Source organism: Kitasatospora sp. NPDC101155 (assembly GCF_044768305.1).
Lineage (GTDB): Bacteria > Actinomycetota > Actinomycetes > Streptomycetales > Streptomycetaceae > Kitasatospora.
Window position 1 is genome coordinate 1 of the sequence record NZ_JBIWPN010000019.1, and the last position, 25,778, is coordinate 25,778.

24 protein-coding genes and 1 pseudogene are annotated in these 25,778 nt (G+C 73.0%); 11 read left to right on the plus strand and 14 right to left on the minus strand.

The features are described 5' to 3' along the window. The coding region (locus ACIRYZ_RS26230) for an ATP-binding protein (RefSeq protein ID WP_402948409.1) at positions 1 to 436 on the minus strand (436 nt) is incomplete at its 3' end. A 281-nt stretch (positions 437 to 717) separates the two neighbouring features. Between ACIRYZ_RS26230 and ACIRYZ_RS26235 the strand changes: the two genes are divergently transcribed. Then, positions 718 to 1,581 (plus strand): helix-turn-helix domain-containing protein, encoded by an 864-nt coding sequence (locus ACIRYZ_RS26235; protein WP_402948411.1) that lies wholly within the window; start codon positions 718 to 720, stop codon positions 1,579 to 1,581. Further along, entirely contained in the window at positions 1,574 to 1,774 is a 201-nt protein-coding gene (locus tag ACIRYZ_RS26240; protein WP_402948414.1) for a DUF397 domain-containing protein, read from the plus strand. The genes ACIRYZ_RS26235 and ACIRYZ_RS26240 overlap by 8 nt, the downstream gene beginning before the upstream one ends. A gap of 58 nt (positions 1,775 to 1,832) precedes the next feature. On the opposite strand, the gene hutI is transcribed toward ACIRYZ_RS26240, so the two are convergent. Genes hutI through hutU form a run of 4 tightly spaced genes read right to left on the minus strand, consistent with a single transcriptional unit; the run spans position 1,833 to position 7,285 of the window. After that, positions 1,833 to 3,008, minus strand: coding sequence for an imidazolonepropionase (gene hutI / locus ACIRYZ_RS26245; protein ID WP_402948417.1), 1,176 nt, complete (start codon positions 3,006 to 3,008; stop codon positions 1,833 to 1,835). A 49-nt stretch (positions 3,009 to 3,057) separates the two neighbouring features. Then, on the minus strand, positions 3,058 to 4,425 hold the full coding sequence (locus ACIRYZ_RS26250; RefSeq protein WP_402948420.1) for a formimidoylglutamate deiminase: 1,368 nt from the start codon (positions 4,423 to 4,425) through the stop codon (positions 3,058 to 3,060). Then, positions 4,416 to 5,597, minus strand: a complete 1,182-nt coding sequence (locus ACIRYZ_RS26255; RefSeq protein ID WP_402948627.1) for an allantoate amidohydrolase — start codon at positions 5,595 to 5,597, stop codon at positions 4,416 to 4,418. The genes ACIRYZ_RS26250 and ACIRYZ_RS26255 overlap by 10 nt, the downstream gene beginning before the upstream one ends. Positions 5,598 to 5,614: 17 nt before the next feature. Beyond that, positions 5,615 to 7,285, minus strand: coding sequence for a urocanate hydratase (gene hutU / locus ACIRYZ_RS26260; protein ID WP_402948422.1), 1,671 nt, complete (start codon positions 7,283 to 7,285; stop codon positions 5,615 to 5,617). Positions 7,286 to 7,456: 171 nt separating this feature from the next. Between hutU and ACIRYZ_RS26265 the strand changes: the two genes are divergently transcribed. Next, entirely contained in the window at positions 7,457 to 8,029 is a 573-nt protein-coding gene (locus ACIRYZ_RS26265) for a Uma2 family endonuclease (protein WP_402948425.1), read from the plus strand. A gap of 1 nt (position 8,030) precedes the next feature. On the opposite strand, the gene ACIRYZ_RS26270 is transcribed toward ACIRYZ_RS26265, so the two are convergent. Beyond that, positions 8,031 to 8,354, minus strand: a complete 324-nt coding sequence (locus ACIRYZ_RS26270; protein ID WP_380610570.1) for a hypothetical protein — start codon at positions 8,352 to 8,354, stop codon at positions 8,031 to 8,033. Between the two features lie 55 nt (positions 8,355 to 8,409). Continuing rightward, complete coding sequence (locus tag ACIRYZ_RS26275; protein WP_402948428.1) at positions 8,410 to 9,279, minus strand: MurR/RpiR family transcriptional regulator; 870 nt, start codon at positions 9,277 to 9,279, stop codon at positions 8,410 to 8,412. A gap of 230 nt (positions 9,280 to 9,509) precedes the next feature. Here ACIRYZ_RS26275 and ACIRYZ_RS26280 point away from each other — a divergent pair, with 230 nt between their 5' ends. Beyond that, positions 9,510 to 9,935, plus strand: coding sequence for a hypothetical protein (locus ACIRYZ_RS26280; protein WP_402948431.1), 426 nt, complete (start codon positions 9,510 to 9,512; stop codon positions 9,933 to 9,935). Positions 9,936 to 9,963: 28 nt separating this feature from the next. On the opposite strand, the gene hutH is transcribed toward ACIRYZ_RS26280, so the two are convergent. Together hutH and ACIRYZ_RS26290 are read right to left on the minus strand one after the other, a co-directional pair. Beyond that, positions 9,964 to 11,556 carry a histidine ammonia-lyase gene (hutH, locus tag ACIRYZ_RS26285; RefSeq protein ID WP_402948434.1) on the minus strand — a complete coding sequence of 531 codons (1,593 nt, stop codon included), beginning with the start codon at positions 11,554 to 11,556 and terminating at the stop codon, positions 9,964 to 9,966. A 97-nt stretch (positions 11,557 to 11,653) separates the two neighbouring features. Continuing rightward, positions 11,654 to 12,844: a macrolide family glycosyltransferase gene (locus tag ACIRYZ_RS26290; RefSeq protein ID WP_402948629.1), complete on the minus strand. Its 1,191-nt coding sequence runs from the start codon at positions 12,842 to 12,844 to the stop codon at positions 11,654 to 11,656. A gap of 123 nt (positions 12,845 to 12,967) precedes the next feature. Here ACIRYZ_RS26290 and ACIRYZ_RS26295 point away from each other — a divergent pair, with 123 nt between their 5' ends. After that, positions 12,968 to 13,588, plus strand: coding sequence for a TetR/AcrR family transcriptional regulator (locus ACIRYZ_RS26295; RefSeq protein WP_402948436.1), 621 nt, complete (start codon positions 12,968 to 12,970; stop codon positions 13,586 to 13,588). Here the strand turns inward: ACIRYZ_RS26295 and ACIRYZ_RS26300 are convergent. The 4 genes and pseudogenes from ACIRYZ_RS26300 to ACIRYZ_RS26315 form a co-directional block, all read right to left on the minus strand. Continuing rightward, positions 13,566 to 13,943: a hypothetical protein gene (locus ACIRYZ_RS26300; protein WP_402948439.1), complete on the minus strand. Its 378-nt coding sequence runs from the start codon at positions 13,941 to 13,943 to the stop codon at positions 13,566 to 13,568. The two genes, ACIRYZ_RS26295 and ACIRYZ_RS26300, sit on opposite strands and share 23 nt — an antisense overlap. Positions 13,944 to 14,800: 857 nt before the next feature. Continuing rightward, positions 14,801 to 15,958, minus strand: a pseudogene (locus ACIRYZ_RS26305) (diguanylate cyclase domain-containing protein); the annotation flags it as partial. A gap of 380 nt (positions 15,959 to 16,338) precedes the next feature. Next, a complete protein-coding gene (locus ACIRYZ_RS26310; RefSeq protein ID WP_402948631.1) occupies positions 16,339 to 17,460 on the minus strand; it encodes an adenylate/guanylate cyclase domain-containing protein in 1,122 nt (373 codons plus the stop codon). Between the two features lie 173 nt (positions 17,461 to 17,633). Beyond that, positions 17,634 to 18,527: a biotin--[acetyl-CoA-carboxylase] ligase gene (locus ACIRYZ_RS26315; RefSeq protein ID WP_402948442.1), complete on the minus strand. Its 894-nt coding sequence runs from the start codon at positions 18,525 to 18,527 to the stop codon at positions 17,634 to 17,636. Between the two features lie 222 nt (positions 18,528 to 18,749). On the opposite strand from ACIRYZ_RS26315, the gene ACIRYZ_RS26320 reads away from it, so the two are divergent. The 6 genes from ACIRYZ_RS26320 (at position 18,750) to ACIRYZ_RS26345 (ending at position 24,559) form a co-directional block, all read left to right on the plus strand. Continuing rightward, positions 18,750 to 20,339 carry an acyl-CoA carboxylase subunit beta gene (locus ACIRYZ_RS26320; RefSeq protein WP_402948445.1) on the plus strand — a complete coding sequence of 530 codons (1,590 nt, stop codon included), beginning with the start codon at positions 18,750 to 18,752 and terminating at the stop codon, positions 20,337 to 20,339. A gap of 29 nt (positions 20,340 to 20,368) precedes the next feature. After that, positions 20,369 to 20,590, plus strand: coding sequence for an acyl-CoA carboxylase subunit epsilon (locus tag ACIRYZ_RS26325; protein WP_387616863.1), 222 nt, complete (start codon positions 20,369 to 20,371; stop codon positions 20,588 to 20,590). Positions 20,591 to 20,930: 340 nt separating this feature from the next. After that, positions 20,931 to 21,071, plus strand: coding sequence for a morphogenic membrane protein MmpB (gene mmpB, locus ACIRYZ_RS26330; RefSeq protein ID WP_380610560.1), 141 nt, complete (start codon positions 20,931 to 20,933; stop codon positions 21,069 to 21,071). Positions 21,072 to 21,118: 47 nt separating this feature from the next. Next, on the plus strand, positions 21,119 to 21,718 hold the full coding sequence (locus tag ACIRYZ_RS26335; protein ID WP_402948449.1) for a nucleoside triphosphate pyrophosphatase: 600 nt from the start codon (positions 21,119 to 21,121) through the stop codon (positions 21,716 to 21,718). A 250-nt stretch (positions 21,719 to 21,968) separates the two neighbouring features. Next, entirely contained in the window at positions 21,969 to 22,547 is a 579-nt protein-coding gene (locus ACIRYZ_RS26340) for a hypothetical protein (protein WP_402948451.1), read from the plus strand. A gap of 236 nt (positions 22,548 to 22,783) precedes the next feature. After that, complete coding sequence (locus ACIRYZ_RS26345; RefSeq protein ID WP_393025673.1) at positions 22,784 to 24,559, plus strand: acetyl/propionyl/methylcrotonyl-CoA carboxylase subunit alpha; 1,776 nt, start codon at positions 22,784 to 22,786, stop codon at positions 24,557 to 24,559. Between the two features lie 129 nt (positions 24,560 to 24,688). On the opposite strand, the gene ACIRYZ_RS26350 is transcribed toward ACIRYZ_RS26345, so the two are convergent. Then, the gene (locus ACIRYZ_RS26350; RefSeq protein WP_387616859.1) at positions 24,689 to 25,678 is read right to left on the minus strand and encodes a DeoR/GlpR family DNA-binding transcription regulator; all 990 of its coding nucleotides are present in this window, start codon (positions 25,676 to 25,678) and stop codon (positions 24,689 to 24,691) included. Positions 25,679 to 25,778: the final 100 nt, after the last annotated feature.

A 25,778-nucleotide genomic window follows, 5' to 3' on the forward strand; every position in this document is an offset into this window, starting at 1 on the left:
TTTCGACGCCAGGTAAGCCATTGGGCCCAGGAATAACCTCCGAATTCCTCCCGGCTCTACCGGGAATACAACCAGGCGCTTTCAGGGCGCACTCGTACCAGGTGGTCTTGCCGCGCTTCTGCGGGTCGACGCCCCAGCGGTGGGTGAGGCCCTCCACGAGCTGGAGACCCCGACCGGTCTCGGCGAGGTCGGAGGACGTTCGCGGCTGGGGGAGGGCGTCGCTCTCGTCGGAGACGGTGACCCGCAGGGTGCCGTCGAGGAGGGAGAACCAGACGACGGGCGCGGGGGTGTCGCCGTGCCGCCAGGCGTTGGTGATGAGCTCCATCAGGGCGAGTTCGGCGTTGAAGATGGTCTCGGCGTCCCAGCCGTTACGGGTCATGGCGTCCCGCAGGGCCTGCCGGGAGAGGGTGAGCGAGGGGGTATTACGGGTGCACACGGGAACCTCCGTGAGGCTGTGGTGTGGGAGAGGTGACGACGGTCGTCGCCGTGAGCCAGGCCGGGGTGCGACTGCTCTGCGGCGCGCGGGCAGCAGGCGCCTACTGCCCTTGATGCAGGCATTACTGACGATCCGTCGGATCGAGCTGAGAACGACGATAGCGCATCGGAGCTTAACGTTAAGCTCCGATGCGCGAAGGTTCCCCGATGGAGTCATCCCCCGGATGGCCACCCCTGCGCGCGGCACGGCAGACTGGCGCCTGTACCGGCAGAAAGGACGCCATGGCCAACCGTCAGAACCCGACCCTTCGCCAGCGTCGACTTGGCGCTGAACTGCGGAGGATGCGAGAGCAGGCCGGCTTCGCAGGCAGTCACCTCGCCCGCTTGCTCGGTGTGACTCCAGCTCTGGTGACACAGATGGAGAACGGGAAGTCCGCCGTTAGCGTGGAGCGCCTGCACGAGATCGCGGAGGCTTGCATGTGCGCCAACGCGCCCTTGGTCGACGCGCTCGCCGGGATGGCCAGGGAGCGAGATCGGGCCTGGTGGGATGAGTATCGCAACGCCCTCACAGCCGCCCCCATTGATGTGGCGGAAATGGAGGGACATGCGAAGAGGCTCAAGAGCTTCAACATCGGCTTCATCCCGGGGCTGCTTCAGACGATCCCCTATGCCGCCGCCGTGTTCGCGAGAGGTTTCACTCCTCTCCCCGGTCGCGAGGTCGATCGCAGGGTGGGGTTCCGCCTGCGGAGGCAGCAAACTATTCGATCCGGTGAAACGCCGTACGTGGCACTGGTCCACGAGGCAGCGCTGCGAATTCAGTACGGCGGTCCCGCAGTACTCAGGGAACAGCTTGGCTCCCTCGTCGAAGACTCCGAGCTTCCGGGAGTCTCGCTGCGAGTCGTACCGTTCGACACGGCCGACTTCCCTGGCCCCAGTGAGAACCTGATCTACGCGGAGGGGCCGGTGCCGGAGCTGGATACGGTCCAGGCTGACTCGTCCCACGGCTCCCACATCTTCGACTCGCCCGCCCAGCTGGCGGGCTATCGCGCAATCTTTGAGCGCATCGAAGCCGCCGCGCTCCCGGAGAGCGAGTCGAGAGATTACATTCGCTCGATCATGAAGGAACTGAACGACAGGTATGAATAGCTCCGAGTGGCAGAAATCCAGCTTCAGCGAAGCAGCCAGCAACTGCGTCGAGGTGCGCGCACGTGAAGGGGTGGTCGAGCTCCGTGAGTCTGACGAGGGCGACGTCATCGTCCGCACCACGCGCCTCAAGTTCGCCAAGTTCCTCCAGGCCACCAAGGCCGGCGAGTTCGACCACCTGACCGCCGACGCCTGAGCGAGAAGCCCCCGCGCCCGCCACCCCGGGGGCGCGGGGGCCGTCTACAGTCCGGGGCTCAGACCTCCCGGACGCCTGCCCGCCAGACCGCCGCCGTCAGCGGCACGCCCGGCCGGTACGCCAGGTGGACGTGCGAGGGCGCGTCCAGCAGCAGCAGGTCCGCGCGCGAGCTGACCGCGATCGTGCCCACGTCCGTGCGCCGCAGCGCGTGCGCGCCACCGGCCGTGGCCGCCCAGACGGCCTCGTCCGGGGTCATCCCCATCTCCCGCACGGCCACCGCGATGCAGAACGCCATCGAACTGGTGAAGCTGGAGCCCGGGTTGCAGTCGGTGGACAGCGCCACCACCGCGCCCGCGTCCAGCAGCCGCCGTCCGCTCGGGTACTCGGCGCGGGTGGAGAACTCCGCCCCCGGCAGCAGGGTCGCGACCGTCGCCGAACCGGCCAGCGCCGCCACGTCCTCGTCGGTGAGGTGGGTGCAGTGGTCCGCCGAGGCGGCCCCCAGCTCCACCGCGAGCTGCACGCCCGGCCCGTACGTGAGCTGGTTGGCGTGCACCCGGGGGGTGAGCCCCTTCTCGATGCCCGCCGTCAGCACCGCCCGCGCCTGGTCGCCGTCGAAGGCGCCCTTCTCGCAGAACACGTCCACCCAACGGGCGTGCGGGGCGCAGGCGTCCAGCATCTCGCCGGTGACCAGGTCGACGTAGCCGGCCGGGTCCTCGGCGTACTCGGGGGCCACGATGTGCGCGCCCAGGTAGGTGGTCTCCGGGGTGTGCTTCGCGGCGATCCGCAGCGCCCGGGCCTCGTCCTCGACCGTCAGTCCGTAACCGGACTTGCACTCGATGGTGGTGGTGCCCTGCCGCAGCGCCTCCCGGACGAACCCGGCCACGTTCGCCTCCAGTTCGGCATCACTCGCCGCCCTCGTGGCCGCCACCGTGGTGCGGATGCCGCCCGCAGAGTAGGACTGCCCGGACATCCGGGCGTTGAACTCGGCGGTGCGGTCGCCCGCGAACACCAGGTGGGCGTGCGAGTCGACGAAGCCGGGCAGCAGCGCCCGGCCCTCGGCGTCGAAGCGCTCGTCCGCCGCCGGGGCCTGCGCCGCCGGGCCGACCCAGGCGACGGTGTCGCCGTCGACCACCACGGCCGCGTCGGTCAGCAGGCCGAGCGGCCCGGTGCCGCGCCCGGGGTCGTTGGTGACCAGGCTGCCGATGCCCGTGATCAAGGTGGTCCTGGTACTCAAGACAACGCCTTCCGATGGGAGTTGGCCAACTCGATTGATGGAGCAGGAATCAGCAGTCCAGCGCGCCGATCGCGGCGCGCAGCGCCCCCGGCACGTCGGCCACCAGCTGGTGCACGCCGTCCCGGACGATGTGCCGCCCGCCGACCACCACGTGCCGCACGTCCGCCGCCGAGGCCGCGAAGACGGCGATCTCGGCGCCGAGCCGGGGCGGCGGGCCCGCCGTACGGACGGTGTCCAGCGCGATCGCCGTGAAGTCGGCGAGCGCCCCGGCCTCGATCCGCCCGGCCTCGGGCCAGCCCAGCGAGGCGTGCCCGTCCTCGCCGCCGGCCCGCAGCAGTGCGTTCGCTGTCCAGTGGCCGCGGGTCTGCGTGCGCAGCCGCTCGTTCAGCTCCAGCGCGCGGGCCTCCTCGAACGGGTCGATCACCGCGTGGCTGTCGCTGCCCAGGGTGATCGGGCTGCCCGCCGAGGCCAGCCGGCGGGCCGGGCCGATGCCGTCCGCGAGGTCCCGTTCGGTGGTGGGGCACATGCAGACGGTGGTGGAGGAGTCGGTGAGGAGCCGGATGTCCTCGCCGGTGAGGTGGGTGGCGTGCACGGCCGAGGTGCGCGGGCCGAGCGCGCCGTGGTCGGCGAGCAGCCGGGTCGGGGTGACGCCGTGCGCGGCGAGACAGGCGTCGTTCTCGGCGGTCTGCTCGGACAGGTGGACGTGCAGCGGGGCCTTGCGCATCGCCGCCCAGTGCGCGACGGTGCCCAGCTGCTCGGCCGGGACGGCCCGGACCGAGTGGATGGCGGCGCCGATCCGGGCGTGCTCGCGGGGCTTGAGCGCGTCCGCCCGTACCGCCCAGGCCTCGGCGTCGCCGTCGCTGAACCGCAGCTGCGGGTGCGTCGGTTCGGCGCCGAAGCCGGAGGACAGGTAGCAGGTGTCCAGCAGGGTGATCCGGATGCCGGCCAGGGCGGCGGCCTCGATCAGCGCCTCGCCCATCGCGTTCGGGTCGGTGTAGCGGGCGCCGCCGGGCGCGTGGTGCAGGTAGTGGAACTCGCCGACGGCGGTGATCCCGGCGAGCGCCATCTCGGCGTAGACGGCGGTGGCGAGCTCCAGGTAGGTGTCCGGGTCGAGCGCGCCGGCGAACCGGTACATGGTGTCGCGCCAGGTCCAGAACGTCCCGGAGCCGACCTGGACGTGCCCGCGCAGCGCCCGGTGGAAGGCGTGCGAGTGAGCGTTGGCCTGGCCGGGCACCAGCAGGCCGTCGAGGCGGACGGCGCCGGGCGGGCAGGGACCGCTGTCCGGGGTCACGGAGGTGATCCGGCCGCCGGGGCCGGTGGCGATCAGCACGTCCTGCCCGACCACCGGCCCGTCGTCGTGCGGCAGCCAGGCGTACTGCGCCCAGTAGGTCACCGGGGTCGATGCGGTCAGCGGCACGCCAGGTCCTCCAGTACGTCGGCGAGGGCGGCGACCCCGGACAGGCAGTCGGCCTCCTCGGCGTGTTCGGCCGGGGAGTGCGAGACGCCGGTGGGGTTGCGCACGAACAGCATGGCGGTCGGGACCGCGGACGCCAGGATGCCGGCGTCGTGTCCCGCGCCGGTGGGCAGCACCGGGGCGTCCAGCAGCTTGGCGAGCCGGTCGCGCAGCGGGCCGTCGAAGTCCACCACCGGGGTGTAGGACTCGCGGGTCAGCTCGACCCGGACGCCGTCGCGCCCGCCGCGCTCGGCGGCGGCCCGCTCGATCTCGGCGACCAGCTCGGTGAGGGTGGCCTCGTCGGCGGCCCGGGAGTCCAGCCAGCCGCGCACCAGCGAGGCGATCGCGTTGGTGCCGTTGGGCTCGACCGCGACCTTGCCGAAGGTGGCCAGCGCACCCGCGAGCTTCGCCTTCTTGCGGGCGGCGAGCACGGTGTTGGCGAAGGTCAGCATCGGGTCGCGGCGGTCCTCGATCCGGGTGGTGCCGGCGTGGTTGGCCTCGCCGTGGAAGTCGAACCGCCACCGGCCGTGCGGCCAGATCGCGCTGGCCACGCCGACCGGCTGCCCCTCGGTGAGGTGGCGGCCCTGCTCGACGTGGAGTTCGACGAAGGCGCCGATCCGGGCCAGCCGCTCGTCGTCCGCGCCGATCGCGGTCGGGTCGTAGCCGGCCTTCTCCATCGCGTCGGGCAGCCGCAGGCCGTCGGCGTCGCGCAGCTCGTACGCGTCCTCGCGGGAGAGCACCCCGGCGGTCAGCCGGGAGCCGATGCAGGCCACGCCGAACCGGGCGCCCTCCTCGTCACCGAAGTTGACGATCGCCAGCGGCCGGGTGAACTCGGCTCCCCTGGCGCGGAGTTCGTCCAGCGCGGCGAAGGAGGAGACCACCCCGAGCGGCCCGTCGAAGGCGCCGCCGTCCGGGACGGAGTCCAGGTGCGAGCCGGTGACGACCGCCCCGTGCGCGGTCGGGTCGCCCAGCCAGGCCCACTGGTTGCCGTTGCGGTCCAGCTCGTACGTCAGGCCGCGACCGCGGGCCTGCTGCTCGAACCAGGCGCGGCACTCGGCGTCGGCGGAGTTCCAGGCGAAGCGGCGGTAGCCGCCGGAGGAGGCGGAGCGGCCCACGGGGAGCAGCTCCGCCCACATCTCGTTGAACGTCGAGGTCACAGCTCGCCCATCGGGACGCGGACCCCGCGCTCGGCGGCGACCTCGGTGGCCCGGTCGTAGCCGGCGTCCACGTGCCGGATGACGCCCATGCCCGGGTCGTTGGTGAGCACCCGGCGGATCTTCTCCCCGGCCAGCGCGGTGCCGTCGGCGACGGTGACCTGGCCGGCGTGGATCGAGCGGCCGATGCCGACGCCGCCGCCGTGGTGGATGGACACCCAGGAGGCGCCGGAGGCTACGTTGACCATGGCGTTGAGCAGCGGCCAGTCGGCGATCGCGTCCGAGCCGTCCAGCATCGCCTCGGTCTCCCGGTACGGGGAGGCCACCGAGCCGCAGTCCAGGTGGTCGCGGCCGATCACGATCGGGGCGGACAGCTCACCGGAGGCGACCATGTCGTTGAAGCGCTCACCGGCCTTGTCGCGCTCGCCGTAGCCGAGCCAGCAGATGCGCGCGGGCAGGCCCTGGAAGTGCACCTTCTCCTGGGCCATCTTGATCCAGCGGGCCAGCGACTCGTTCTCCGGGAAGAGGTCGAGGACGGCCTTGTCGGTCTTGTGGATGTCCTGCGGGTCGCCGGACAGCGCCGCCCAGCGGAACGGGCCCTTGCCCTCGCAGAACAGCGGGCGGATGTACGCCGGGACGAAGCCGGGGAAGGCGAAGGCGCGGTCGTAGCCGGCCAGCTGGGCCTCGCCGCGGATCGAGTTGCCGTAGTCGAAGACCTCGGCGCCGCGGTCGAGGAAGCCGACCATCGCCTCGACGTGCCTGGCCATCGACTCGCGCGAGCGCTGGGTGAACTCGGCGGGCTTGGCGGCCGCGTAGTCGGCCATGTCGTCGAAAGCGACGCCGACCGGCAGGTAGCTGAGCGGGTCGTGGGCGCTGGTCTGGTCGGTGACGATGTCGATCGGCGCATCCATCGCGAGCAGCTGCGGAACCAGCTCGGCGGCGTTGCCCAGCACGCCGATGGAGAGCGGCTGGCGCTTGTCGCGGGCGGCGGTGGCGAGCTCCAGCGCGTGGGAGAGGTCCTTGGCCTCGACGTCCAGGTAGCGGTGCTCGATCCGGCGGGAGATGCGGGACGGGTCGCAGTCGATGCAGATCGCCACGCCGCCGTTCATGGTGACGGCCAGCGGCTGGGCGCCGCCCATCCCGCCGAGGCCGGCGGTGAGGGTGATGGTGCCCTCCAGCGTGCCGTTGAAGCGCTTGTTGGCGACGGCGGCGAAGGTCTCGTAGGTGCCCTGGAGGATGCCCTGGGTGCCGATGTAGATCCAGGAGCCGGCGGTCATCTGGCCGTACATGGTGAGCCCGAGGCTCTCCAGGCGGCGGAACTCCTCCCAGTTGGCCCAGTCGCCGACCAGGTTGGAGTTGGCGATGAGCACACGCGGCGCCCACTCGTGGGTCTGCATCACGCCGACCGGCCGGCCGGACTGGACCAGCATGGTCTCGTCCTGCTTCAGCCCCTGCAGCGTCTTCACCATGGCGTCGAAGGAGCGCCAGTCGCGGGCGGCCTTGCCGGTGCCGCCGTAGACCACCAGCTTCGACGGGTGCTCGGCCACCTCGGGGTCGAGGTTGTTCATCAGCATCCGCAGGGCGGCCTCCTGCTGCCACCCCTGCGTCGTGAGTCCCGTCCCGCGCGCCGCACGCACCTCTCGCGGTCCGCTCGTCTGCTGCTGCACCATGTCCCGGCCTCCCTGCGGATGGATTCATTCAAGCTTGGCTCGGCTGAATATATCTAAACAACCAGCTTTCGACCAGACCCCGGAACCATCCGATCAATGCCCAAGTCGGGACGCCTGCCAGCCATACGCTCAGGCTGAAAAGACCAGCCACTCAGCCCAGTAGAGGACGCCATGGCCACCAGCCCGGTACGACCCGGCAAGCTTCGTCGCGCCGCAGAAGAGATCGAGCAGCACACGGGACTGCGGGTCCAGATCATCGGTGGCGCTCTGCTGATGTCGCCGCCTCGCCGAGGCAAGCACGCGGGGACAGTGCGATGCCTGCGCGAACGAATCGGATCACAACTGCCGACCGGCCTCGACGTCTACGAGTCGTCATCCATCGCCCTGCCGGACGACCAGGACGACTACGCGACCCCGGACCTGCTCGTCCTACCCACCGAGTGGGCGAGCGAGGACAGCTGGCTGGCTGACACCCGTGGCGTCGTTCTGGCTGTCGAGGTGGCCCCCTCCCCCTCGCGCGTCACCCACATCGCGACGAAGACCAGCTGGTACGCGATCGCAGGCGTGCCGGTCCTCCTCGCGGTCGACCCCCGCAAGGGCGCCTGGACACTCCACACCCACCCCCGCGACGGCGAGTACCAAGGCGTCCTGCACGGCAAGTACGGCGAGGCCGTCCCGCTGCCCTCGCCGCTGCCCGCCGAGCTGGACACCTCCGGTCTTCCGCTCTACGCCCCCCGCAGCTGAGTCACGCGGCGGCGTCACCGCCGTCCCAGTCGATGCCGATCTCGGCCAGCCAGCGGCGGTCGGCCGCGTCGGGCGCTGGCGGGGACGGCGGACGGGGGATGTTCTGGACGGGCCCCAGGCCGTACCTCTCGGCCGCCGCCGCGGCACGGGCGTCGGGTTCGATGACGCCGACGTGTACGGCGGACTCGTCGCCCGGGTCGAGGACGGTCAGTTCGGGATCGGGCAGGCGCCGCAGGGTGACACGGCGTCCGCAGGCGGGGCAGGACCATTCGTCAGCACCCGAGGCCAGGCGGGCGACGAACTTCATCTCGTGGATCACGCGCATGGGCGGCACCCCCTGCAGTAGGGGATGCCCGGGTTCGTGCCGAGTACTCTCCCGCTTATTCGAGGAACAAACCCCGGGCCGCCGCCGACTGCTCGATCGCCTCCAACCGCGCCTCCGCGCCCGGGAGTTCGTCACACATGGTCTGCAGCAGCACCCGGCCGAGCATCATCGGCGCGCAGGCGGTGTCGAAGACCAGCCCGGTGCCGACGGCCGCCGGCAGCATCAGGTCGGAGAGCTTGGCGACCGGCGAGAAGGCGCTGTCGGCCACGGTGAGCACGGTCAGTCCGCACTCCCGGGCCACCACCAGCGCGTCCATCAACTCCCGCGGGTAGCGCGGCAGCGCGAAGCAGAGCAGCGCGGTGGCACCCGCCGCGGCGGCCTGTTCCAGCCGGTCGGCGAGCATGCTGCCGCCCTCGTCCAGCAGCCGGACGTCCGGGTGCACCTTGGACGCGAAGTACGCGAAGCCGCCCGCCTGCGCGGAGGCGGCCCGCAGGCCGAGCACCGGCAGCGGGCGGGAGGCGGCGAGCACCCGGGCGGCCCGGGTGATCGGTTCGGGGTCGGCGAGCAGTTCGGCGAGGTGGCGCAGGTGCTCGATCTCGGCGAGCACGGCCTGCTGGTGCTCGTTGCGCACCGCGTCGGCCGGGGTCTCCGGCGCGGCCGGCTCGCCGGCGCCGAGTTCGCGCAGCTGCTTGCGCAGTGCCGGGTAGCCGTCGTACCCGAGCGCGACCGCGAAGCGGGTGACGGAGGGCTGGCTGACCCCGGCGAGCTCGGCCACCTCGACGCTGGACAGGAACGGCGCCTCGGTGGCGTGCCGGACCAGCGAGTGCGCGATCCGCCGCTGGGTGGGCGTCAGCCGATGCCCTTCGAACAGCTGCAGCAGCCGGGCGGAGGCGCCGACGGTGCCGGCCTCGTCGGTGGCGGTCATCAGCGGGTACCTCCGGATGCGAGCGGTTCGGACGACGACTGTGCAGCAGCGCGGCGCGCCTGGCAAAGTCGTCTCGTACGGCGGAACGGCCCTTGAGACGTCCCGGAGTTCGGACAGCGGTCCCGCCCGGACCGGCGGGGCTCGGGGTAACCCTGATTTCTCCCTGACCCCGCCCGGATTCCCCCCGCGAACGGATGGACCGGGCTCTGCGCCGGCCCCAGGCTATGGGCATGGACACTCGCCAGGACGACCTGCGGCGCGACCTCGACGCCACCCTGCAGGCCCGCAAGGAACTCGGCAAGGAGTACGAGGAGGAACTCGTCGACTCCTTCATGAAGCGCCTCGACGCCCGCCTGGACGCCCGGGCCGAGCGCTCGGTCGCCGAGCGGATGGACGACTACGCGCCCTCCTACCGGGACCGGGACCGGGGCCGCGACCGCCGCGGCGGGTGGGGCGCCCGGCGCTCCCCCGCCGGGCTGGCGGTGGTCTCGATGGCCCTCGGCATCCCGCTGACCGCGATCAACAGCAGCCCCGGCGGGGCCGGCTTCCCCGCCCTGCTGGTCACCTGGGCCGGCATCGTCGGGGTCAACTTCGCCGCCGCCCTGGGCAACCGGCTGAACCGCGCCGACCGCCGACCGCGGGGCGACTGGGACTGAACCCCGGCCGCCCCGCAGCGCGTCCATCTCAGGCCAGCGGTCCGGTGACCCGCTCCACCGCGCGCACCAGGTCACCGGAGGCGACGAACGCCGCGGCGGCCTCCAGGTCCGGCGAGAGGAAGCGGTCCCGACCGGCGCCGCCGACCCCCGCCGCGCGGGCGGCGGCCAGCGCGGCCGCGGTGGCCGGAGCCAGTCGGCCGGCCGGGTCGGCCGGATCGGCCTGCTGGCGGATCTCCAGCGCGCGGGCCGCGGCGGTCAGTTCGACGGCCAGGATCCGGCCGAGGTTCTCCACCGCCTGGCGCAGCTTGCGGGCCGCCGACCAGCCCATCGACACGTGGTCCTCCTGCATCGCGGAGGACGGGATCGAGTCGACCGAGGCCGGGACGGCGAGCCGCTTGTTCTCGCTGACCAGCGCCGCCTGGGTGTACTGGGCGATCATCAGGCCGGAGTCCACGCCCGGGTCGTCGGCCAGGAAGGCCGGCAGGCCGTGCGAGCGGGCCTTGTCGAGCAGCCGGTCGGTACGGCGCTCGGAGATCGAGCCGAGGTCGGCGGCCGCGATGGCGAGGAAGTCCAGCACGTAGGCGACCGGCGCGCCGTGGAAGTTGCCGTTGGACTCCACCCGGCCGTCCGGCAGCACCACCGGGTTGTCCACCGAGGCGGCCAGCTCGCGCGAGGCGACCAGCTGGGCGTGCGCCAGGGTGTCCCGGCCGGCCCCGGCCACCTGCGGGGCGCAGCGGATCGAGTAGGCGTCCTGGACCCGCGGCGCGTCGTCCTGGTGGTGGCCGGTGAGGCCGGAGTCCTTGAGCACGGCCAGCATGTTGGCGGCGCTGAGCGCCTGGCCGGGGTGCGGGCGGATCGGGGCGTGCAGCTCGGGGGCGAGCACCTTGTCGGTGCCGAGCAGCGCCTCCAGGCTCATCGCGGCGGTGATGTCGGCGGTGGTGAACAGGCGGCTGAGGTCGGCGATGGCCATCACCAGCATGCCGAGCATGCCGTCGGTGCCGTTGATGAGGGCCAGGCCCTCCTTCTCCAGCAGCTCGACCGGCTCGATGCCGGCGGCGGCGAGCAGCTCGGCGACGGGCTTCTCCTCCCCGTCCGGGCCGGTGGCGGTGCCTTCGCCCATCAGCACCAGCGCGCAGTGCGACAGCGGCGCGAGGTCTCCGGAGCAGCCGAGCGAGCCGAACTCGCGGACCACCGGGGTGATGCCCGCGTTGAGCAGGGCGGCCATGGTCTGCGCGACCAGCGGCCGCACGCCGGTACGGCCGGAGGCCAGCGTCTTCATCCGCAGGAACATCAGCGCGCGGACCACCTCGCGCTCGACCGCCGGGCCCATGCCGGCCGCGTGCGAGCGCACCAGCGAGCGCTGCAGCTGGGCGCGCAGCTCGGGGCTGATGTGCCGGACGGCGAGCGCGCCGAAGCCGGTCGACACGCCGTAGACGGGGCGCGGCTCGGCCGCGAGGGCGTCGATCCGCGCTCGGGCGGCCGCCATCTCGGCGAGCGCGTCGGGACCGATCTCGACCCGGGCATTGCCCCGGGCGACGGCCAGCACGTCCTCCGCACTGACGTCGGCCTTGCCGACCTGGACCAGCGGAGCGTCGGGGGCCACAGCACTGTGCATATCCATATACACAATCACAGCAGGTGAATGAAGATATGACAACAGCTGCTCACCATCCGGATTCTCCGACGCCCCGATCCGCACCGCACCCCGGGGGTCTCCGCTAACGTCTCCGCCAACCCATCGGCCACCCCTTCAGCTCGGCCTCGATCAGGTCCGCGGCCCGCCGAGTGCCGCCCTCGGCGCGGCCGGCGGCGGACAGAGCCGCCAGCCGTTCGGCCACCGCCGGGTCGCCGACCAGCTCCAGCAGGGCGGCGCGCAGCGCCTCCGGGGTGGCCTGCTCGGTGTCCAGCCGACGGGCGACGCCGAGGCCCACCAGGGCGTCCGCGTTGGCGAACTGGTCGGCGGCCTGCGGCACCGCGATCATCGGCACGGCGTGGAACAGCCCCTCACTGGAGCCGCCCATGCCCGCGTGGGTGACGAAGGCGTCCGCCTGGGAGAGCACCGACAACTGCGGCACCCAGCGGTGCACCTCGACGGTGTCCGGCACCTCGCCGAGCTCGGCCAGGTCGGTGTGCTTGCCGATCTGGAGCACGACACGCCAGCCCGGCAGACCCCCGAAGGCCTCGACGCAGGCCCGGTAGAAGGCGGGCTGGCGGGTGAAGGCCGAGCCCAGCGAGACCAGCAGCACCTTCTCGGCGTCCGCCGGCCGCTGCCACCGCCCCTGGTGGGCGCGATCACCGAAGCAGGGCCCGACGAAACTGAAGCGCCGTTCGTCGACCCGGTCCGCGTGGGGCTGGAGCGCGCGCGGGACGAGCGCGATGCACCGGTCCGGGCGGTTCTTGAAGGCCTCCACGTCGCGCTCCACCGCGCCTGCCTCGGCCAGCCAGTCGGCGAACCGGCGGTAGTGCTCGGGGCCGCCGGGGCCGTTGCGGATCGCCTCGAAGACCGCGGCCATGTCCTCCTCGATGCCGTCCCAGCCGACGAAGCTGGAGGACAGCTGCACCACCGGCACGCCCAGCCGTTCGCCGAGCGCCCGTCCGGCGAAGCCCGCGATGTCGTAGAGCACCAGGTCGGGGCGGTCGCCCTCGAAGGCCTCCAGCAGGGCGGACCACATCGACAGCGTGTCGTCCAGGAACACGTCCTGGATCGCCACCGGGCCCTCCGGCCAGCCAGCCGGGTCGTCGGCGAGCGGCAGCCTGGTCGGGTACGGGACGAAGGCCGCGCCGGTGGACTCGACGACCTCGCGGAAGGACGGGTCGTTGACGTAGCTGACCCGGTGGCCCCGGGCGACCAGCTCGGCGATCACGGCGAGGCTGGGGTTGACGTGCCCATGGGCCGGAACGGAGACCATCAGGATGTGTGCGGGGCGGTTCACGGGCACCTCCGGGGATAGCTATCGAGACGAGACGTACCGTCTCGCGATGTCTGAAGAGACAATACGTCTCGTCTCGCCATGGCGCATAGAATTTTTCCCATGGCTTCCAGAACCGCCCCCGACCCCGCCCGTCGCAGCGAGCGCGCACGCGCCGCCGTCCTCGCCGCCGCCACCGACCTCGTCGCCGAGGTCGGCTACAGCAAGCTGACCATCGAGGCGATCGCCGCCCGGGCCGGCGTCGGCAAGCAGACCATCTACCGGTGGTGGCCCTCGAAGGGTGCCGTCGTCTTCGACGCCTTCCTCGCCGTCAACCAGCACGAGGGCGGCCTCGCACTCCCCGACACCGGCGACCTCGCCGCCGACCTGCGGGCCGTCCTGCGCCCCACCAGCGACGAGCTCACCGACCCGGGCGCCGACCGCACCTACCGCGCCATCATCGCCGAGATCCTCAACGACCCGGCGCTGCACGCCGAGTACCGCACCCGCCTGCTGGACCCGCTGCTGGAGATCACCCGCGACCGCCTCCGCACCGCCCGCGAGGCCGGCCAGCTCGCCCCCGACGCCGACCTCGACCTGGCCGTCGAACTGGTCTACGGCCCGCTCTACTACCGCTGGCAGTACCGGCTCGGCCCGCTCACCCACGAGCACGCCGACCGCCTGGTCGACGCCGCCCTACGGGCCCTCAACCCGCCTGTCGCTAACGGCCGTTCCGACGTCTGACCGCGTACACCAGCAGCACGACGACCAGCAGGACCACCAGCGCCGCGACCGCCAACCAGCCGAACACCGCGTCCAGCGCCCGCCCGACCACGCTGCGGCGGGCCTTCCGGGTGCGCCGCGACGCGGCATGGCCCGTGATCCGGTGCGCCCGCAGGCCCGCCCGCAGCTGCGGCGCCCGCTCAGGGGCCGTCCGTACGGGTGCGGCCCGGATCGGCGTCGGGCCCGTCTGGCCCGCCGGGGCCGCCGGGGCCGCCGGCAGGACCACCGACGCCGCCGACGCCGGGGCGGCCGTCGCCACCCCGCCGCCGAGCACCAGCACCCCGGCCACCGCCGCGCCCACCAGCCGTCCGCCCACCGCCGACCCCCACTCCCCGATCCATCCCCGCCACCATCCCACCGCGCCACCCACCCGCGGCAGCCCTCGCCCCCACCCGCGACCCACCCGCGACACCCCGGTCACCGAACCGGCACAAAGCGGCGCCGCCCCGCCGCCGGACGGGGCACCGGCAGGCAACGCCCGGACGTCAAGGGGCAGCCGGTGCAACCCGGATCACTCCCTACGGCACGGGCGGGTTGCCGATCAGCTCAGCGGCATCCTCGGCGAAGAACTCCACCAGGCCCCCACCACCACGATCCCCCGCCCCCTCACATCGCCGGCGGCGAAGCCGCCCCCGCCAACGCCACCGCCACCACCGCCCGCATCGCGCAGGCGACCTGCCCCAACGGCAGCGTCGCGTCGTCGGCGAAGAGCTCCACCAGCCAGCCCCCCGCCGCGTTCTGCCCACCGGCCGCGACCATCCCCCGGTAACCGGAGACGACCAGCATCGCCTCCTCCGCCGGATCGTTCCCCGCCGCGCCCGCGCGGAGCGCGAAGGCACCGCCCCGGACGGCGCGGCGGGTCATCGGGTAGTGGCGGAGGTCGAAAACGGCGTCCGGGGCCTCGATCTGGGCGCGCTGGGTCTCGGCGCGGGTGCTGCTGGGCCCGCTGGTCATCCGGTAGACGGCGTGCTGGGAGGTGCGCATCAGCTGGGAGCCGGGCGAGACGTAGGAGACCCACCAGCCGACCGCGTCGAGCAGCCGGGCGGAGGTCTCGGCGACCACGACCAGTTTGGCGAGGGTGTCGGCCGGGTGGACGGCCCGGGCGGCCGCGGCCTGGTCGAGGGCGGCGAGGACGGCGGTGAGCAGTTGCCCGGGGTCGGCGCTGTGGGCGGCGCCGCGGAAGCGCCGCCGGTCCGCCGCACCGGCCCGCCCGCCGGGGCTGCGGCGGCCGTCGGCGCGGTGGTGCGGGTCGGCGGCGTCGGCGAGCAGCACGGTGGGGTCGGGCGAGAAGCCGGGGCCGTGGCTGCGCCCGGCGACGACGGGGTGGGCGGCGCGGGCGGCCTTGGCCCGGTACTGGGCGGCGTCGGCGAGCCGGAAGAGCCGGTCGGGGGTGGTGACCGGCCCGATGGAGTCCCCGGTGGAGGCGACGCCGCAGGCGACCCCCTCGCCCTCGGACAGCGCCAGCGCCCGCGCGCACAGCTCCTCGGCGACGGTGACCACCTCGTCGGCCTTCTGCCCCTCCGCCAGCAGGCAGAACTCGTCCCCGCCGAGCCGGGCGGCGAGGCTGCCGGGCAGCTTGGCGGCGGCCAGCGACAGCTGGTGTGCGAAGCGTTCCAGCAGCCGGTCGCCCATCTCGTGGCCGAGCTGGTCGTTGACCCGCTTCAGTCCGTTGACGTCGCAGACCACCAGCGAGACCACGGTGCTGTCCCGGTTGTGCGCCTCCAGCGCGCTCTCCAGCCGGGCGTCGACGGCGCGCCGGTTGGCCAGGCCGGTGAGCGGGTCGGAGAAGGCGAGCTTGCGCAGGTCGGCGAGGCGCTCGGTCTGGGCGAGTCCGGCCGAGACCTGGGCGGCGAGCAGGGTCGCGTAGTCGGCGTCGGCCTGGGTGAACTCGGGCGTTCCGATGGACCGGGCGAGGTAGAGCTCGCCCCAGGCCTGCCCGTGCAGCACGATCGGCGCGACCACACAGCAGGCCCGTCCGCGCCGGCGCAGCGCCGCGGCGCGTTCCCGGCAGTACGCGCCGGCGGTCGGGTGCGTGTGTCCGGCGTGCGGTTCGACGTTCTCGGCGGTCTGCAGCCAGGCGCGGGGCAGGCGCCCGGTGGTCCAGCGCTCCTCCAGGTAGGTCACGATCTCCGGGAAGTCCGCGACCGGGTACGACTCGTCCTCCGGCAGCTCCTCCTCACCGGGGGCGAGCGCTCCGTGGTTGACCAGGACCCGCAGCCGGCCGGACTCGCGGTCCCACACCGAGACGGCGGCCATGGTGGCGCCGAGCGCCTCGGTGGCCCGGGCGGCGGCGGCCCGGACGGCCTCCAGCGGGGTGAGCGCGCCGGCCATGTCCTGGGCGAGTTCGACCACCGACTGCAGCCGCAGGTCGGGCAGCGGGTCGGGGCGGCGCGGGCCATCGCAGTCGCAGCCGCGGTCCGTCATGATCGCCTCACTGCTCACCGGCTCGCCTCGCTCCCTGTGCTCGGTCCTGCCAGACCCCCGAAGCCGATCGCACCCGTCCGGCCGCTTGCACCAAGACTATGGCGATTTCGTTCGGTTATGCCCCGTTTGCCCGGATGGACCCGCAGCGGACCGTACGGCTTTCAACCGTTCGGCCACTCGGAGGCCCCTCCCGGACTCGGGTACCCCTCGGAGCGCCCCCGGAGCCCCTGCCCGACTCGGCCGCCCGAGGAGCCCGGGAGGAGGCCCCAGGAGGAGGCACCCGCCCGCTACTCCGGCTTCAGCCGCCGCGACAGCAGCCACGGCTCGACCAGCCCCAGCCCCCGCACCGGCCGCCGCCACATCGGCTGCAGGTGGAACCGGGCCCCCGCGTCCGGCCCCGGCACCGGCAGCCCGGAGGCGGGCATCCCGGCGGCCACCGACAGCGCCTCCGCCAGACCCGGCCCCTCCGAGTCGGCCGGGGCGACGCTGCCGTTCTGCTCCAGCGCGGCGGCGAACTGCCCGTCGATCAGCACCGCGTCCTTGGGCGCGATCGAGGTGAGCCGGCTGGCCAGGTTCACCGTGGTGCCGAAGACGTCGCCCATCCGCTGGGTGACCGTCCCGAAGGCCATGCCGACCCGCAGCGCCGGGATGGTGTCGTCCTCGGCCAGCGCCTCGATCAGGCTCAGCGCGATCTCGGCGGCGGTCGCCGGGTCCTCGGAGACGTAGAGGATCTCGTCGCCGAGGGTCTTGATCACCCGGCCGCCCTGCCCGGCGATCAGGTCGGAGCAGGTGTTCTCGAAGGTCTCGACCAGCTCGCCGAGTTCCTCCTCCTCCAGCCGCCGCGACAGCCGGGTGAAGCCGACCAGGTCCGCGAAGCCGACCGCGAGCCGGCCGCTGGTGATCTCGTTGTCCTCGGCGGCCTGCACCACCCGGCCGGTGACGGCGGCCAGCTGGCGCCGCCAGACGTACACCAGGAACTGCTCCAGCTCCGGCAGCAGCAGCTCGACCAGCGGGTACGCGACGTCGGCGCGGGTCAGCCCCGGCTCGGCGGACTGGGTGAGGTTCTCCAGGAAGGTGTCCATCTGCCAGCCGGCCAGCCGGGCCGTGGTCTGGCCGGTGGAACGGGCCACCTGGATCGCCATCGACTCGCTGAGCAGACCGGACTCGACCAGGCCGGCGAGGCGCCGCAGCGCGATCACGTCGCCGTCGGTGAGCGCCCGGGACTGGCCGATGTCGGGGAAGCCCATGGCCCGCCAGAAGCGGGTGGCCAGCTCCATCGGGACGTCGGCGGCGCGCGCGGCCTGGTACGGGGTGTAGCGGCGTGGCGCGTCCAGGATCAGGCGTTCCAGTTCGAGCGCGACCGTGGGGTCGTGGTTGCCCGCCGTCCCGCCGCTGCCGTCCCCTGCCACCGGTCCGTCCCCGTGCGGTTGCCGCACTTGCCTCGTTTCCTACCTGTCCGGGCGCGCCGCCCGCCACCCGGGCGGGCAGTGGCGCGCCTCACACTGCTGCCAGGTGGAATGTTCGCACGGAATCCCGTGATCCGGGGCATCCGCCCGAGTCAAGGGGAGGTGAAGACTGCCGTTCAGGGGGCTTCGGGGCGGACGTGCACCACGTCCCCCGCGCCGACCGCCCGGCGCGCGCCGTCGGCGGTACGGACCACCAGGCGGCCGTCCCCGTCGATCGCCACCGCCTCGCCGACCAGCTCGCGGTCGCCCGGCAGGTGCACCTTCACCTGGCGGCCCAGGGTGGTGCAGCGGTCCACGTACGCGCGCATCAGGTCGCTCGCGTGCGGGTCCCCGGCCGCGGCCGTCCATTCGCGGTACAGCACGGCGAACTCGCGCAGCAGGGCGCGCAGCAGGACGGAGCGGTCGGTGGTCTCGGCGCCCGCCAGCGCGAGCGAGGCGGCGGTGGGGACGGGCAGCTCCTCCGCGCGCAGCGAGACGTTCAGCCCCATCCCGGCCACCACCGCGCCGCCGCTGAGCTCGGTGAGGATGCCGCCGAGCTTGCGCTCCGCGCCGTCGATCTCCACCTGCAGGTCATTGGGCCACTTCAACCCGGCCTCGACCCCGGCCACCCGGCCGAGCGTGCTGGCGGCGGCCACCCCGACCAGGATCGGCAGCCAGCCGTACCGCTCGACCGGCACCTCCTCGGGGCGCAGCAGGAAGGACAGGAACAGCCCGGAGCGGGCCGGGGCGCTCCACTGCCGGTCCAGCCGCCCGCGCGCGGCGCTCTGCGCCTCGGCGACCAGCACCGCGCCCTGCGGGGCACCGGCCCGGGCCCGCTCGGCGAGGTCGGTGTTGGTGGAGCCGGTCTCGGCGACGACGTCCAGCGAGGTCCAGAGCCCGCCCGGGACGACCAGGTCCCGGCGCAGCGCCTCCTCGTCCAGCGGCGGCCGGTCCAGGTTGGTCCAGGGGGACGGTCCGGTACGGCCGAAGCCGCGCAGTCCGCTGCGGCGGGGGGTGTCGGGTGCGGTCATGGGCAGCAGACTAGAGGCGTAGTCCGCCCTATCGTCCCGCATGACGCGCGTTAACACACTGTGTCGATGGCCATAACGCCAGGACATGCCGCATCGCCCTGCGCGCTGGCTACGCTACCCAACGGTAGTTCGCAGCGCCGCCCTGCCCTCATGCGCGAGCCCCCAACGCCGGCCCGCACGCAATCGAACAGGCCGCGGCCCATGATCAGGGAGAGCCACCGCATGACCGAGGCCCCGTACGACCCCCACACCACCGCAGGCAAGCTCGCCGACCTGCGGCGCAGGCTGGACGAGGCGGTGCACTCCGGCTCGGCCAAGGCCGTGGAGAAGCAGCACGCCAAGGGCAAGCTGACCGCCCGCGAGCGGGTCGTGGAGCTGCTGGACGAGGACTCCTTCGTCGAGTTCGACGAGTTCGCGCGGCACCGCTCGACCAACTTCGGCCAGGAGAAGAACCGCCCGTACGGCGACGGCGTGGTGACCGGCTACGGCACCGTCGACGGCCGCCAGGTCGCGGTCTTCGCCCAGGACTTCACCGTCTTCGGCGGTTCGCTCGGCGAGGTCTTCGGAGAGAAGATCGTCAAGGTGATGGACTTCGCGCTGAAGACCGGCTGCCCGGTCATCGGCATCAACGACTCCGGCGGCGCCCGGATCCAGGAGGGCGTGGTATCGCTCGGCCTGTACGGCGAGATCTTCCGCCGCAACGTGCACGCCTCGGGCGTCATCCCGCAGATCTCGCTGATCATGGGCCCCTGCGCCGGCGGCGCGGTCTACTCCCCCGCGATCACCGACTTCGTGGTGATGGCCGACCAGACCTCGCACATGTTCATCACCGGCCCGGACGTGATCAAGACCGTGACCGGCGAGGACGTCGGCATGGAGGAGCTGGGCGGCGCCCGCACCCACAACACCAAGTCCGGCAACGCCCACTACCTGGCCACGGACGAGAAGGAGGCGATCGAGTACGTCAAGAGCCTGCTCTCGTACCTGCCCTCCAACAACCTGAGCGACCCGCCGTCCTACCCCGAGCAGGCCGACCTGTCGATCACCGACGAGGACCTCGAACTCGACACGATCGTGCCGGACTCGGCGAACCAGCCGTACGACATGCGCAAGCTGATCGAGCACATCGTCGACGACGGCGAGTTCCTGGAGACCCAGCCGCTGTACGCGGGCAACATCATCACCGGCTTCGGCCGGGTCGAGGGCCACCCGGTCGGCATCGTCGGCAACCAGCCGATGGACCTGGCCGGCTGCCTGGACATCAACGCCAGCGAGAAGGCCGCGCGCTTCATCCGCACCTGCGACTCCTTCAACATCCCGGTGCTGACCTTCGTCGACGTGCCCGGCTTCCTGCCCGGCACCGAGCAGGAGTGGGACGGCATCATCCGCCGCGGCGCCAAGCTGATCTACGCCTACGCCGAGGCCACCGTCCCGCTGATCACCGTGATCACCCGCAAGGCCTTCGGCGGCGCGTACGACGTCATGGGCTCCAAGCACCTGGGCGCCGACCTCAACCTGGCCTGGCCGACCGCCCAGATCGCGGTGATGGGCGCGCAGGGCGCGATCAACATCCTGCACCGCCGAGAGATCGCCGAGGCCGAGGCGGCCGGCGCCGTCGAGGAGAAGCGGGCCGAGCTGATCGCCTCGTACGAGGACACCCTGCTGAACCCGTACCTGGCCGCCGAGCGCGGCTACGTCGACGCAGTGATCGCCCCGAGCGAGACCCGTCGGCACATCGTCCGGGGTCTGCGGGCCCTGCGCGGCAAGCGCGAGGTGCTGCCGCCCAAGAAGCACGGCAACATCCCCCTGTAGGCCCCATCCCTGTCGGGAGAGAACACGCCATGTCCCCGATCCACGTGCTGCACGGGCAGCCGACCCCCGAGGAGCTCGCCACCGTCCTGGCGGTGGTCCAGGCCCGGGCCGCCGCCGCGCAGGCCGCCGCCGAGGCGGCGCGCCAGGCCGGCGTCGGCCCGGCCTCCCCCTGGAACGACCGCTCCCGCCTGCTCCGCCCCGCCGTCCACCCGGGCGTCAACGCCTGGCGGACGTCGGGCTGGGCGCACTGAGTTGACGCGCGCAGCGCAGGAAGTCGGCCCGTCCGACTTCCTGTGCTGTGTTTTTCGCCCGCTCGCCTCCGGGGCGCTTTCGGCCCGGCGCCGACGGTCGGCGCACTGATACTCGCCCGCTCGCCTCCGGGGCGCTCTGACCCGGCGCCGACGGTCGGCGCTCCGGCGCTCGTGCCTCGCTTGTCGCTCCTCCCTTTCGGCACCGGCGCGCCCCTTCGGCTCGGGGCGGGCCCTTCGACTCGGCTCAGGGCTGTTTCCTTCCCGTCCGGCCGCCGGCGTCGCCCGAAACCTGAGTACGGATACTCAGGCGCCCGGCCCCCGCGCGGCGCACTCTGGACAGGTGCTCTGGTCAGACCCCCGCGATGAGCCCTCGCCCGAGGCCCGCCGCATGCAGGAACGGATGCAGCGGGCCGGCAAGGTGCTCGCCGCCCTGGTGCTGGTAGGCGCCGTCCTGATCATGATCGCCCGGTCGTTCACCTGAGCCGTTCACCCGAACGGCGGACACCGGCACCCCCTACCCTGGTGGGCATGACCGACCAGCGCCCCCTCGTCCTCGCCTCCGCCTCCCCCGCCCGCCTCGGGCTGCTGCGCCAGGCGGGGCTCGACCCGCGCGTAGTGGTCAGCGGCGTCGACGAGGACGCGCTCAGCGCCGCCTCCCCCGCCGAGCTCGCCCTCGTCCTGGCCGAGGCCAAGGCGAAGGCCGTCGCCGCCGAACTGACCGCCGGCGAGCTGGTGATCGGCTGCGACTCCGTCCTGGAGCTGGACGGCGAGGCCCTCGGCAAGCCCGCCGACGCCGCCGAGGCGCTGGCCCGCTGGCAGTCGATGCGCGGCCGCGCCGGCGTGCTGCGCACCGGCCACTGCGTGATCGACACCGTCACCGGTCGGCAGTCCTCGGCGACCGCCTCCACCACCGTCCGCTTCGGCACCCCGGACGACGAGGAGATCGCCGCCTACGTGGCCTCCGGCGAACCGCTGCACGTGGCCGGGGCGTTCACCCTGGACGGCCGCTCGGCCCCGTTCATCGACGGCATCGACGGCGACCCGGGCAACGTCATCGGCCTGTCCCTGCCGCTGCTGCGCCGACTGCTCGCCGACCTGGACGTCCGGCTGGTCGATCTCTGGGCCTGAAGGCCGGGGCCGATCCGTGGACCGAGCAACCTGCCGCACCCGGCCGGTGCACCCCTAAGCTGAGCGGCGTTCGAACGGGGAGGGAACGCGGCGATGACCGACAGCGTGCTCAACGTGGTGCTCGGCCTGGTGGCCAGCGCCATCAGCGCCGGCCTGGGCTGGCTGGCCCAGGCCCTGCGGCGGCGCCGCAGGATCGAACGGGTGCGGGGGCTTCCTCGGGCTGCCGTCCGGCAGCGAGTGCCTGATCGTGGTGCCCCGCAGCATCGGGACGGGCTCGCACGCGCGCACCGTGACCCGCCGGAACGCCTACGCGCTGATGTGGCTGGCCGGGCTGGTCGAGGAGTGCGGCGCCCGGCCCGAACTGGTCGCCCACGACGCCGCGCACCGCGGCCTGGGCACCAAGACCGAGCTGTGCCTGGGCGGTCCGGTCAGCAACGACCGGATGGCCGCCCACCTGGCCTGGGGCCTGCCGGGGGTGCTGGTCACCTCCGGTCCCGGTCCGGGCAGCAACGTGCTCGTGGTGGGCGACCGCGACTTCCGCGCCGACCAGGACCAGGCGCACACCCTGCTGGCCCGGATCGCCACCCCGGACGACGGCCGACCGGTGTTCCTGATCTCCGGCCAGACCGGCACCGCCAACCAGGCTGGGGTGCGCTACCTGGTGTCCCACCACCGCGAACTCGCCCGCAAGTACGGCCGGAACGGAACGTTCGCGCTCGTCCTGCGGGTGGTCAACCCGGAGGCGTACGGGCCGGACATGGTGGAACTCGTCGCCGACGTGACGGCCGAGGCGCTGCGGCGCCCCGCCGCCGCCTCGACCACGGCTTAAGCGGGCTGCGGGAAGGTGTGTCCCATGACACCGTCCCGCCGCGCCGCCCGCCGGTCACCCACCGTCGACCGCCTCGGTCCCACCGCACCGGCCTCGACCTGCGAAGTCGCCACAAGGGCGGTGTCCGGGGCCCGAATTCCCATCACCGAGCGTGTGGGATAGTTCACAACCTGGGGCTACTCGCCGGTACTGCCCAGGAATCCATAAACTCAACGAGGTTCAAGAAGGGAGCCACAGTGCGCAAGGTGCTCATCGCCAACCGCGGGGAAATCGCCGTCCGCGTCGCCCGGGCCTGCTCGGACGCCGGTATCGCCAGCGTCGCCGTCTACGCCGAGCCGGACCGGGATGCGCTGCACGTCCGCGCGGCCGACGAGGCTTACGCGCTGGGTGGTGACACCCCCGGCACCAGTTACCTCGACATCGCCAAGGTCCTCAAGGCCGCCGAGGACGCCGGCGCGGACGCCGTCCACCCCGGCTACGGGTTCCTGTCGGAGAACGCCGACTTCGCCCAGGCCGTCATCGACGCGGGTCTGACCTGGATCGGCCCGCCGCCGCAGGCCATCCGCGACCTCGGTGACAAGGTCACCGCCCGTCACGTCGCCCAGCGCGCCGGCGCCCCGCTGGTGGCCGGCACCCCGGACCCGGTCTCGGGTGCGGACGAGGTCGTCGCATTCGCGCAGGAACACGGCCTGCCGGTCGCCATCAAGGCGGCGTTCGGCGGCGGCGGCCGCGGCCTCAAGGTCGCCCGCACGCTGGAGGAGATCCCGGAGCTGTACGAGTCCGCGGTGCGCGAGGCGGTCGCCGCCTTCGGTCGCGGCGAGTGCTTCGTCGAGCGCTACCTGGACAACCCGCGGCACGTGGAGACCCAGTGCCTCGCGGACAAGCACGGCAACGTGGTGGTCGTCTCCACCCGTGACTGCTCGCTGCAGCGCCGGCACCAGAAGCTGGTCGAGGAGGCGCCCGCGCCGTTCCTGACCCCGGAGCAGAACGCCGAGCTGTACCGCGCGTCGAAGGCCATCCTGAAGGAGGCCGGCTACGAGGGCGCCGGGACCTGCGAGTTCCTGGTGGCGACGGACGGCACGATCTCCTTCCTGGAGGTGAACACCCGTCTGCAGGTGGAGCACCCGGTCACCGAGGAGGTCACCGGGATCGACCTGGTCCGCGAGATGTTCCGGATCGCCGACGGCGAGGAACTCGGCTACGGCGACCCGGAGGTGCGCGGCCACTCCTTCGAGTTCCGCATCAACGGCGAGGACCCGGGCCGCAACTTCCTGCCCGCGCCCGGCACCGTGACGCTGTTCGCCCCGCCGTCCGGCCCGGGCGTGCGCCTGGACTCCGGCGTGGAGACCGGCTCGGTCATCGGCCCGGCCTGGGACTCGCTGCTGGCCAAGCTGATCGTCTCCGGCCGTGACCGCAAGCAGGCCCTGGAGCGGGCCAAGCGCGCACTGAACGAGTTCAAGGTGGAGGGCATGGCCACCGCCATCCCGTTCCACCAGGCGGTCGTCACCGACCCGGCGTTCGCGCCCGAGGTGCACGGCAGCGACGAGCCGTTCACGATCTACACCCGCTGGATCGAGACCGAGTTCAACAACACCATCCCGGCGTTCGCGGGCTCGGCCGGCGAGGCCGAGGAGGCCGAGACCCGGGAGACCGTGGTCGTCGAGGTCGGTGGCAAGCGGATCGAGGTCTCGCTGCCGTCCTCGCTGGGCGTCTCGACGGCGCCGGCGGCCGGTGCGGCGGGTGCCGCCAAGGCCAAGCGCCGGGTGGGCGCCAAGAAGGCCGGCTCGGCCGTCAGCGGTGACACCCTGGCCTCGCCGATGCAGGGCACCATCGTCAAGGTCGCCGTCGAGGAGGGCCAGGTCGTCGCCGAGGGCGAGCTGATCGTGGTCCTGGAGGCGATGAAGATGGAGCAGCCGCTGAACGCCCACAAGTCGGGCACCGTCGTCGGCCTCAAGGCCGAGGTGGGCGCGAGCGTCAGCAGCGGCGCCGCGCTCTGCGAGATCAAGGACTGACCGAGGCCGTAGCGGTTCGGGCCCCGGCGAAATCGGGGTCCGACCCGCGGTCGTCAATCCTTCGACCGGTCCGTACTCCCTTCGGGGGGTGCGGACCGGTCGTGTTTCCCGGTCGTACGGGCGACGGCCTCAGCGCCCCCGCGGCAGGCCCAGCTCGGCCAGCCGGACCGGCATCCCGCCCGGGCCGACCGGCCCGCCGTGCGCCCCGGGGCGGCGCTGGCCGGGCAGCGGGGCGCCGCCGGGGCCCTGGGCGGGACGGCGGCCCATCGGGCCGGGCTGGGTCTGGTGGACCGGGCCGCTGCCCGTGCCGTGCACCGGGGCGTCGCCGGGGACCGCGCCGATCGGCGCCAGGTCGATCTGCACCCCGCAGTCGGCCAGCGCGTCCAGCTCACGGGCGGTGGCGTCGTCGGCGGTGGCCTGCTCGTCGGTGACCAGCCGGGTGATGGTCTCGGTGGCCACGGTCTGGAACATGCCGGCCGCGCCGAGCTTGGTGTGGTCGGCGAGGACGATGACCTCGGCGGCCGCCAGCACCATTGCCCGGTCCACGCTCGCGGACAGCATGTTCGCGGTCGACAGCCCACGCTCGGCGGTCAGCCCGCTGCCGGAGATGAAGGCCTTGGTGACCCGCAGCCCCTGCAGCGACTGCTCGGCGCCGCTGCCCACCAGCGCGTAGTTGGAGCCGCGCAGGGTGCCACCGGTCATCACCACCTCGACCCGGTTGGCGTGCGCCAGCGCCTGGGCGACCAGCAGCGAGTTGGTGACCACCGTCAGGCCGGGCACCCTGGCCAGCCGGCGGGCCAGCTCCTGGGTGGTGGTGCCGGCTCCGACCACCACCGCGTCGCCCTCCTCCACCAGCCCGGCGGCGAGGTCCGCGATGGCGCTCTTCTCCGCCGCGGACAGGTGGGTCTTCTGCGGGTAGCCGGGTTCGCGGCTGAAGCCGCCGGGGAGCACCGCGCCGCCGTGCCGGCGGTCGAGGAGCCCTTCTGCCTCCAGCGCCCGCACGTCGCGGCGCACGGTCACTTCGGAGGTCTGGACGACGCGGGCCAACTCCCGGAGCGAGACGGCTCCGTTGGCGCGCACCATTTCGAGGATCAACTGGCGACGTTCTGCTGCAAACACAGAACCGACGGTAACCCGCGTGACCGTCTGCTTTCAGGCGTTTGCAGCTAGTAGCGGGAATTGCTCGCGCACGAGCAGCGCGTGACCGTACAATACGCGC

Excerpts from the sequence above, each read along its gene's own strand:
- ACIRYZ_RS26235 (WP_402948411.1), top strand. The coding sequence starts at position 718 with ATGGCCAACCGTCAGAACCCGACCCTTCGCCAGCGTCGACTTGGCGCT.
- ACIRYZ_RS26240 (WP_402948414.1), top strand. The coding sequence starts at position 1,574 with ATGAATAGCTCCGAGTGGCAGAAATCCAGCTTCAGCGAAGCAGCCAGC.
- ACIRYZ_RS26255 (WP_402948627.1), bottom strand. The coding sequence starts at position 5,597 with ATGTGGGCGGAGCTGCTCCCCGTGGGCCGCTCCGCCTCCTCCGGCGGC.
- hutU (WP_402948422.1), bottom strand. The coding sequence starts at position 7,285 with ATGGTGCAGCAGCAGACGAGCGGACCGCGAGAGGTGCGTGCGGCGCGC.
- ACIRYZ_RS26265 (WP_402948425.1), top strand. The coding sequence starts at position 7,457 with ATGGCCACCAGCCCGGTACGACCCGGCAAGCTTCGTCGCGCCGCAGAA.
- ACIRYZ_RS26270 (WP_380610570.1), bottom strand. The coding sequence starts at position 8,354 with ATGCGCGTGATCCACGAGATGAAGTTCGTCGCCCGCCTGGCCTCGGGT.
- ACIRYZ_RS26275 (WP_402948428.1), bottom strand. The coding sequence starts at position 9,279 with ATGACCGCCACCGACGAGGCCGGCACCGTCGGCGCCTCCGCCCGGCTG.
- ACIRYZ_RS26280 (WP_402948431.1), top strand. The coding sequence starts at position 9,510 with ATGGACACTCGCCAGGACGACCTGCGGCGCGACCTCGACGCCACCCTG.
- hutH (WP_402948434.1), bottom strand. The coding sequence starts at position 11,556 with ATGGATATGCACAGTGCTGTGGCCCCCGACGCTCCGCTGGTCCAGGTC.
- ACIRYZ_RS26290 (WP_402948629.1), bottom strand. The coding sequence starts at position 12,844 with ATGGTCTCCGTTCCGGCCCATGGGCACGTCAACCCCAGCCTCGCCGTG.
- ACIRYZ_RS26295 (WP_402948436.1), top strand. The coding sequence starts at position 12,968 with ATGGCTTCCAGAACCGCCCCCGACCCCGCCCGTCGCAGCGAGCGCGCA.
- ACIRYZ_RS26315 (WP_402948442.1), bottom strand. The coding sequence starts at position 18,527 with ATGACCGCACCCGACACCCCCCGCCGCAGCGGACTGCGCGGCTTCGGC.
- ACIRYZ_RS26320 (WP_402948445.1), top strand. The coding sequence starts at position 18,750 with ATGACCGAGGCCCCGTACGACCCCCACACCACCGCAGGCAAGCTCGCC.
- ACIRYZ_RS26325 (WP_387616863.1), top strand. The coding sequence starts at position 20,369 with ATGTCCCCGATCCACGTGCTGCACGGGCAGCCGACCCCCGAGGAGCTC.
- ACIRYZ_RS26335 (WP_402948449.1), top strand. The coding sequence starts at position 21,119 with ATGACCGACCAGCGCCCCCTCGTCCTCGCCTCCGCCTCCCCCGCCCGC.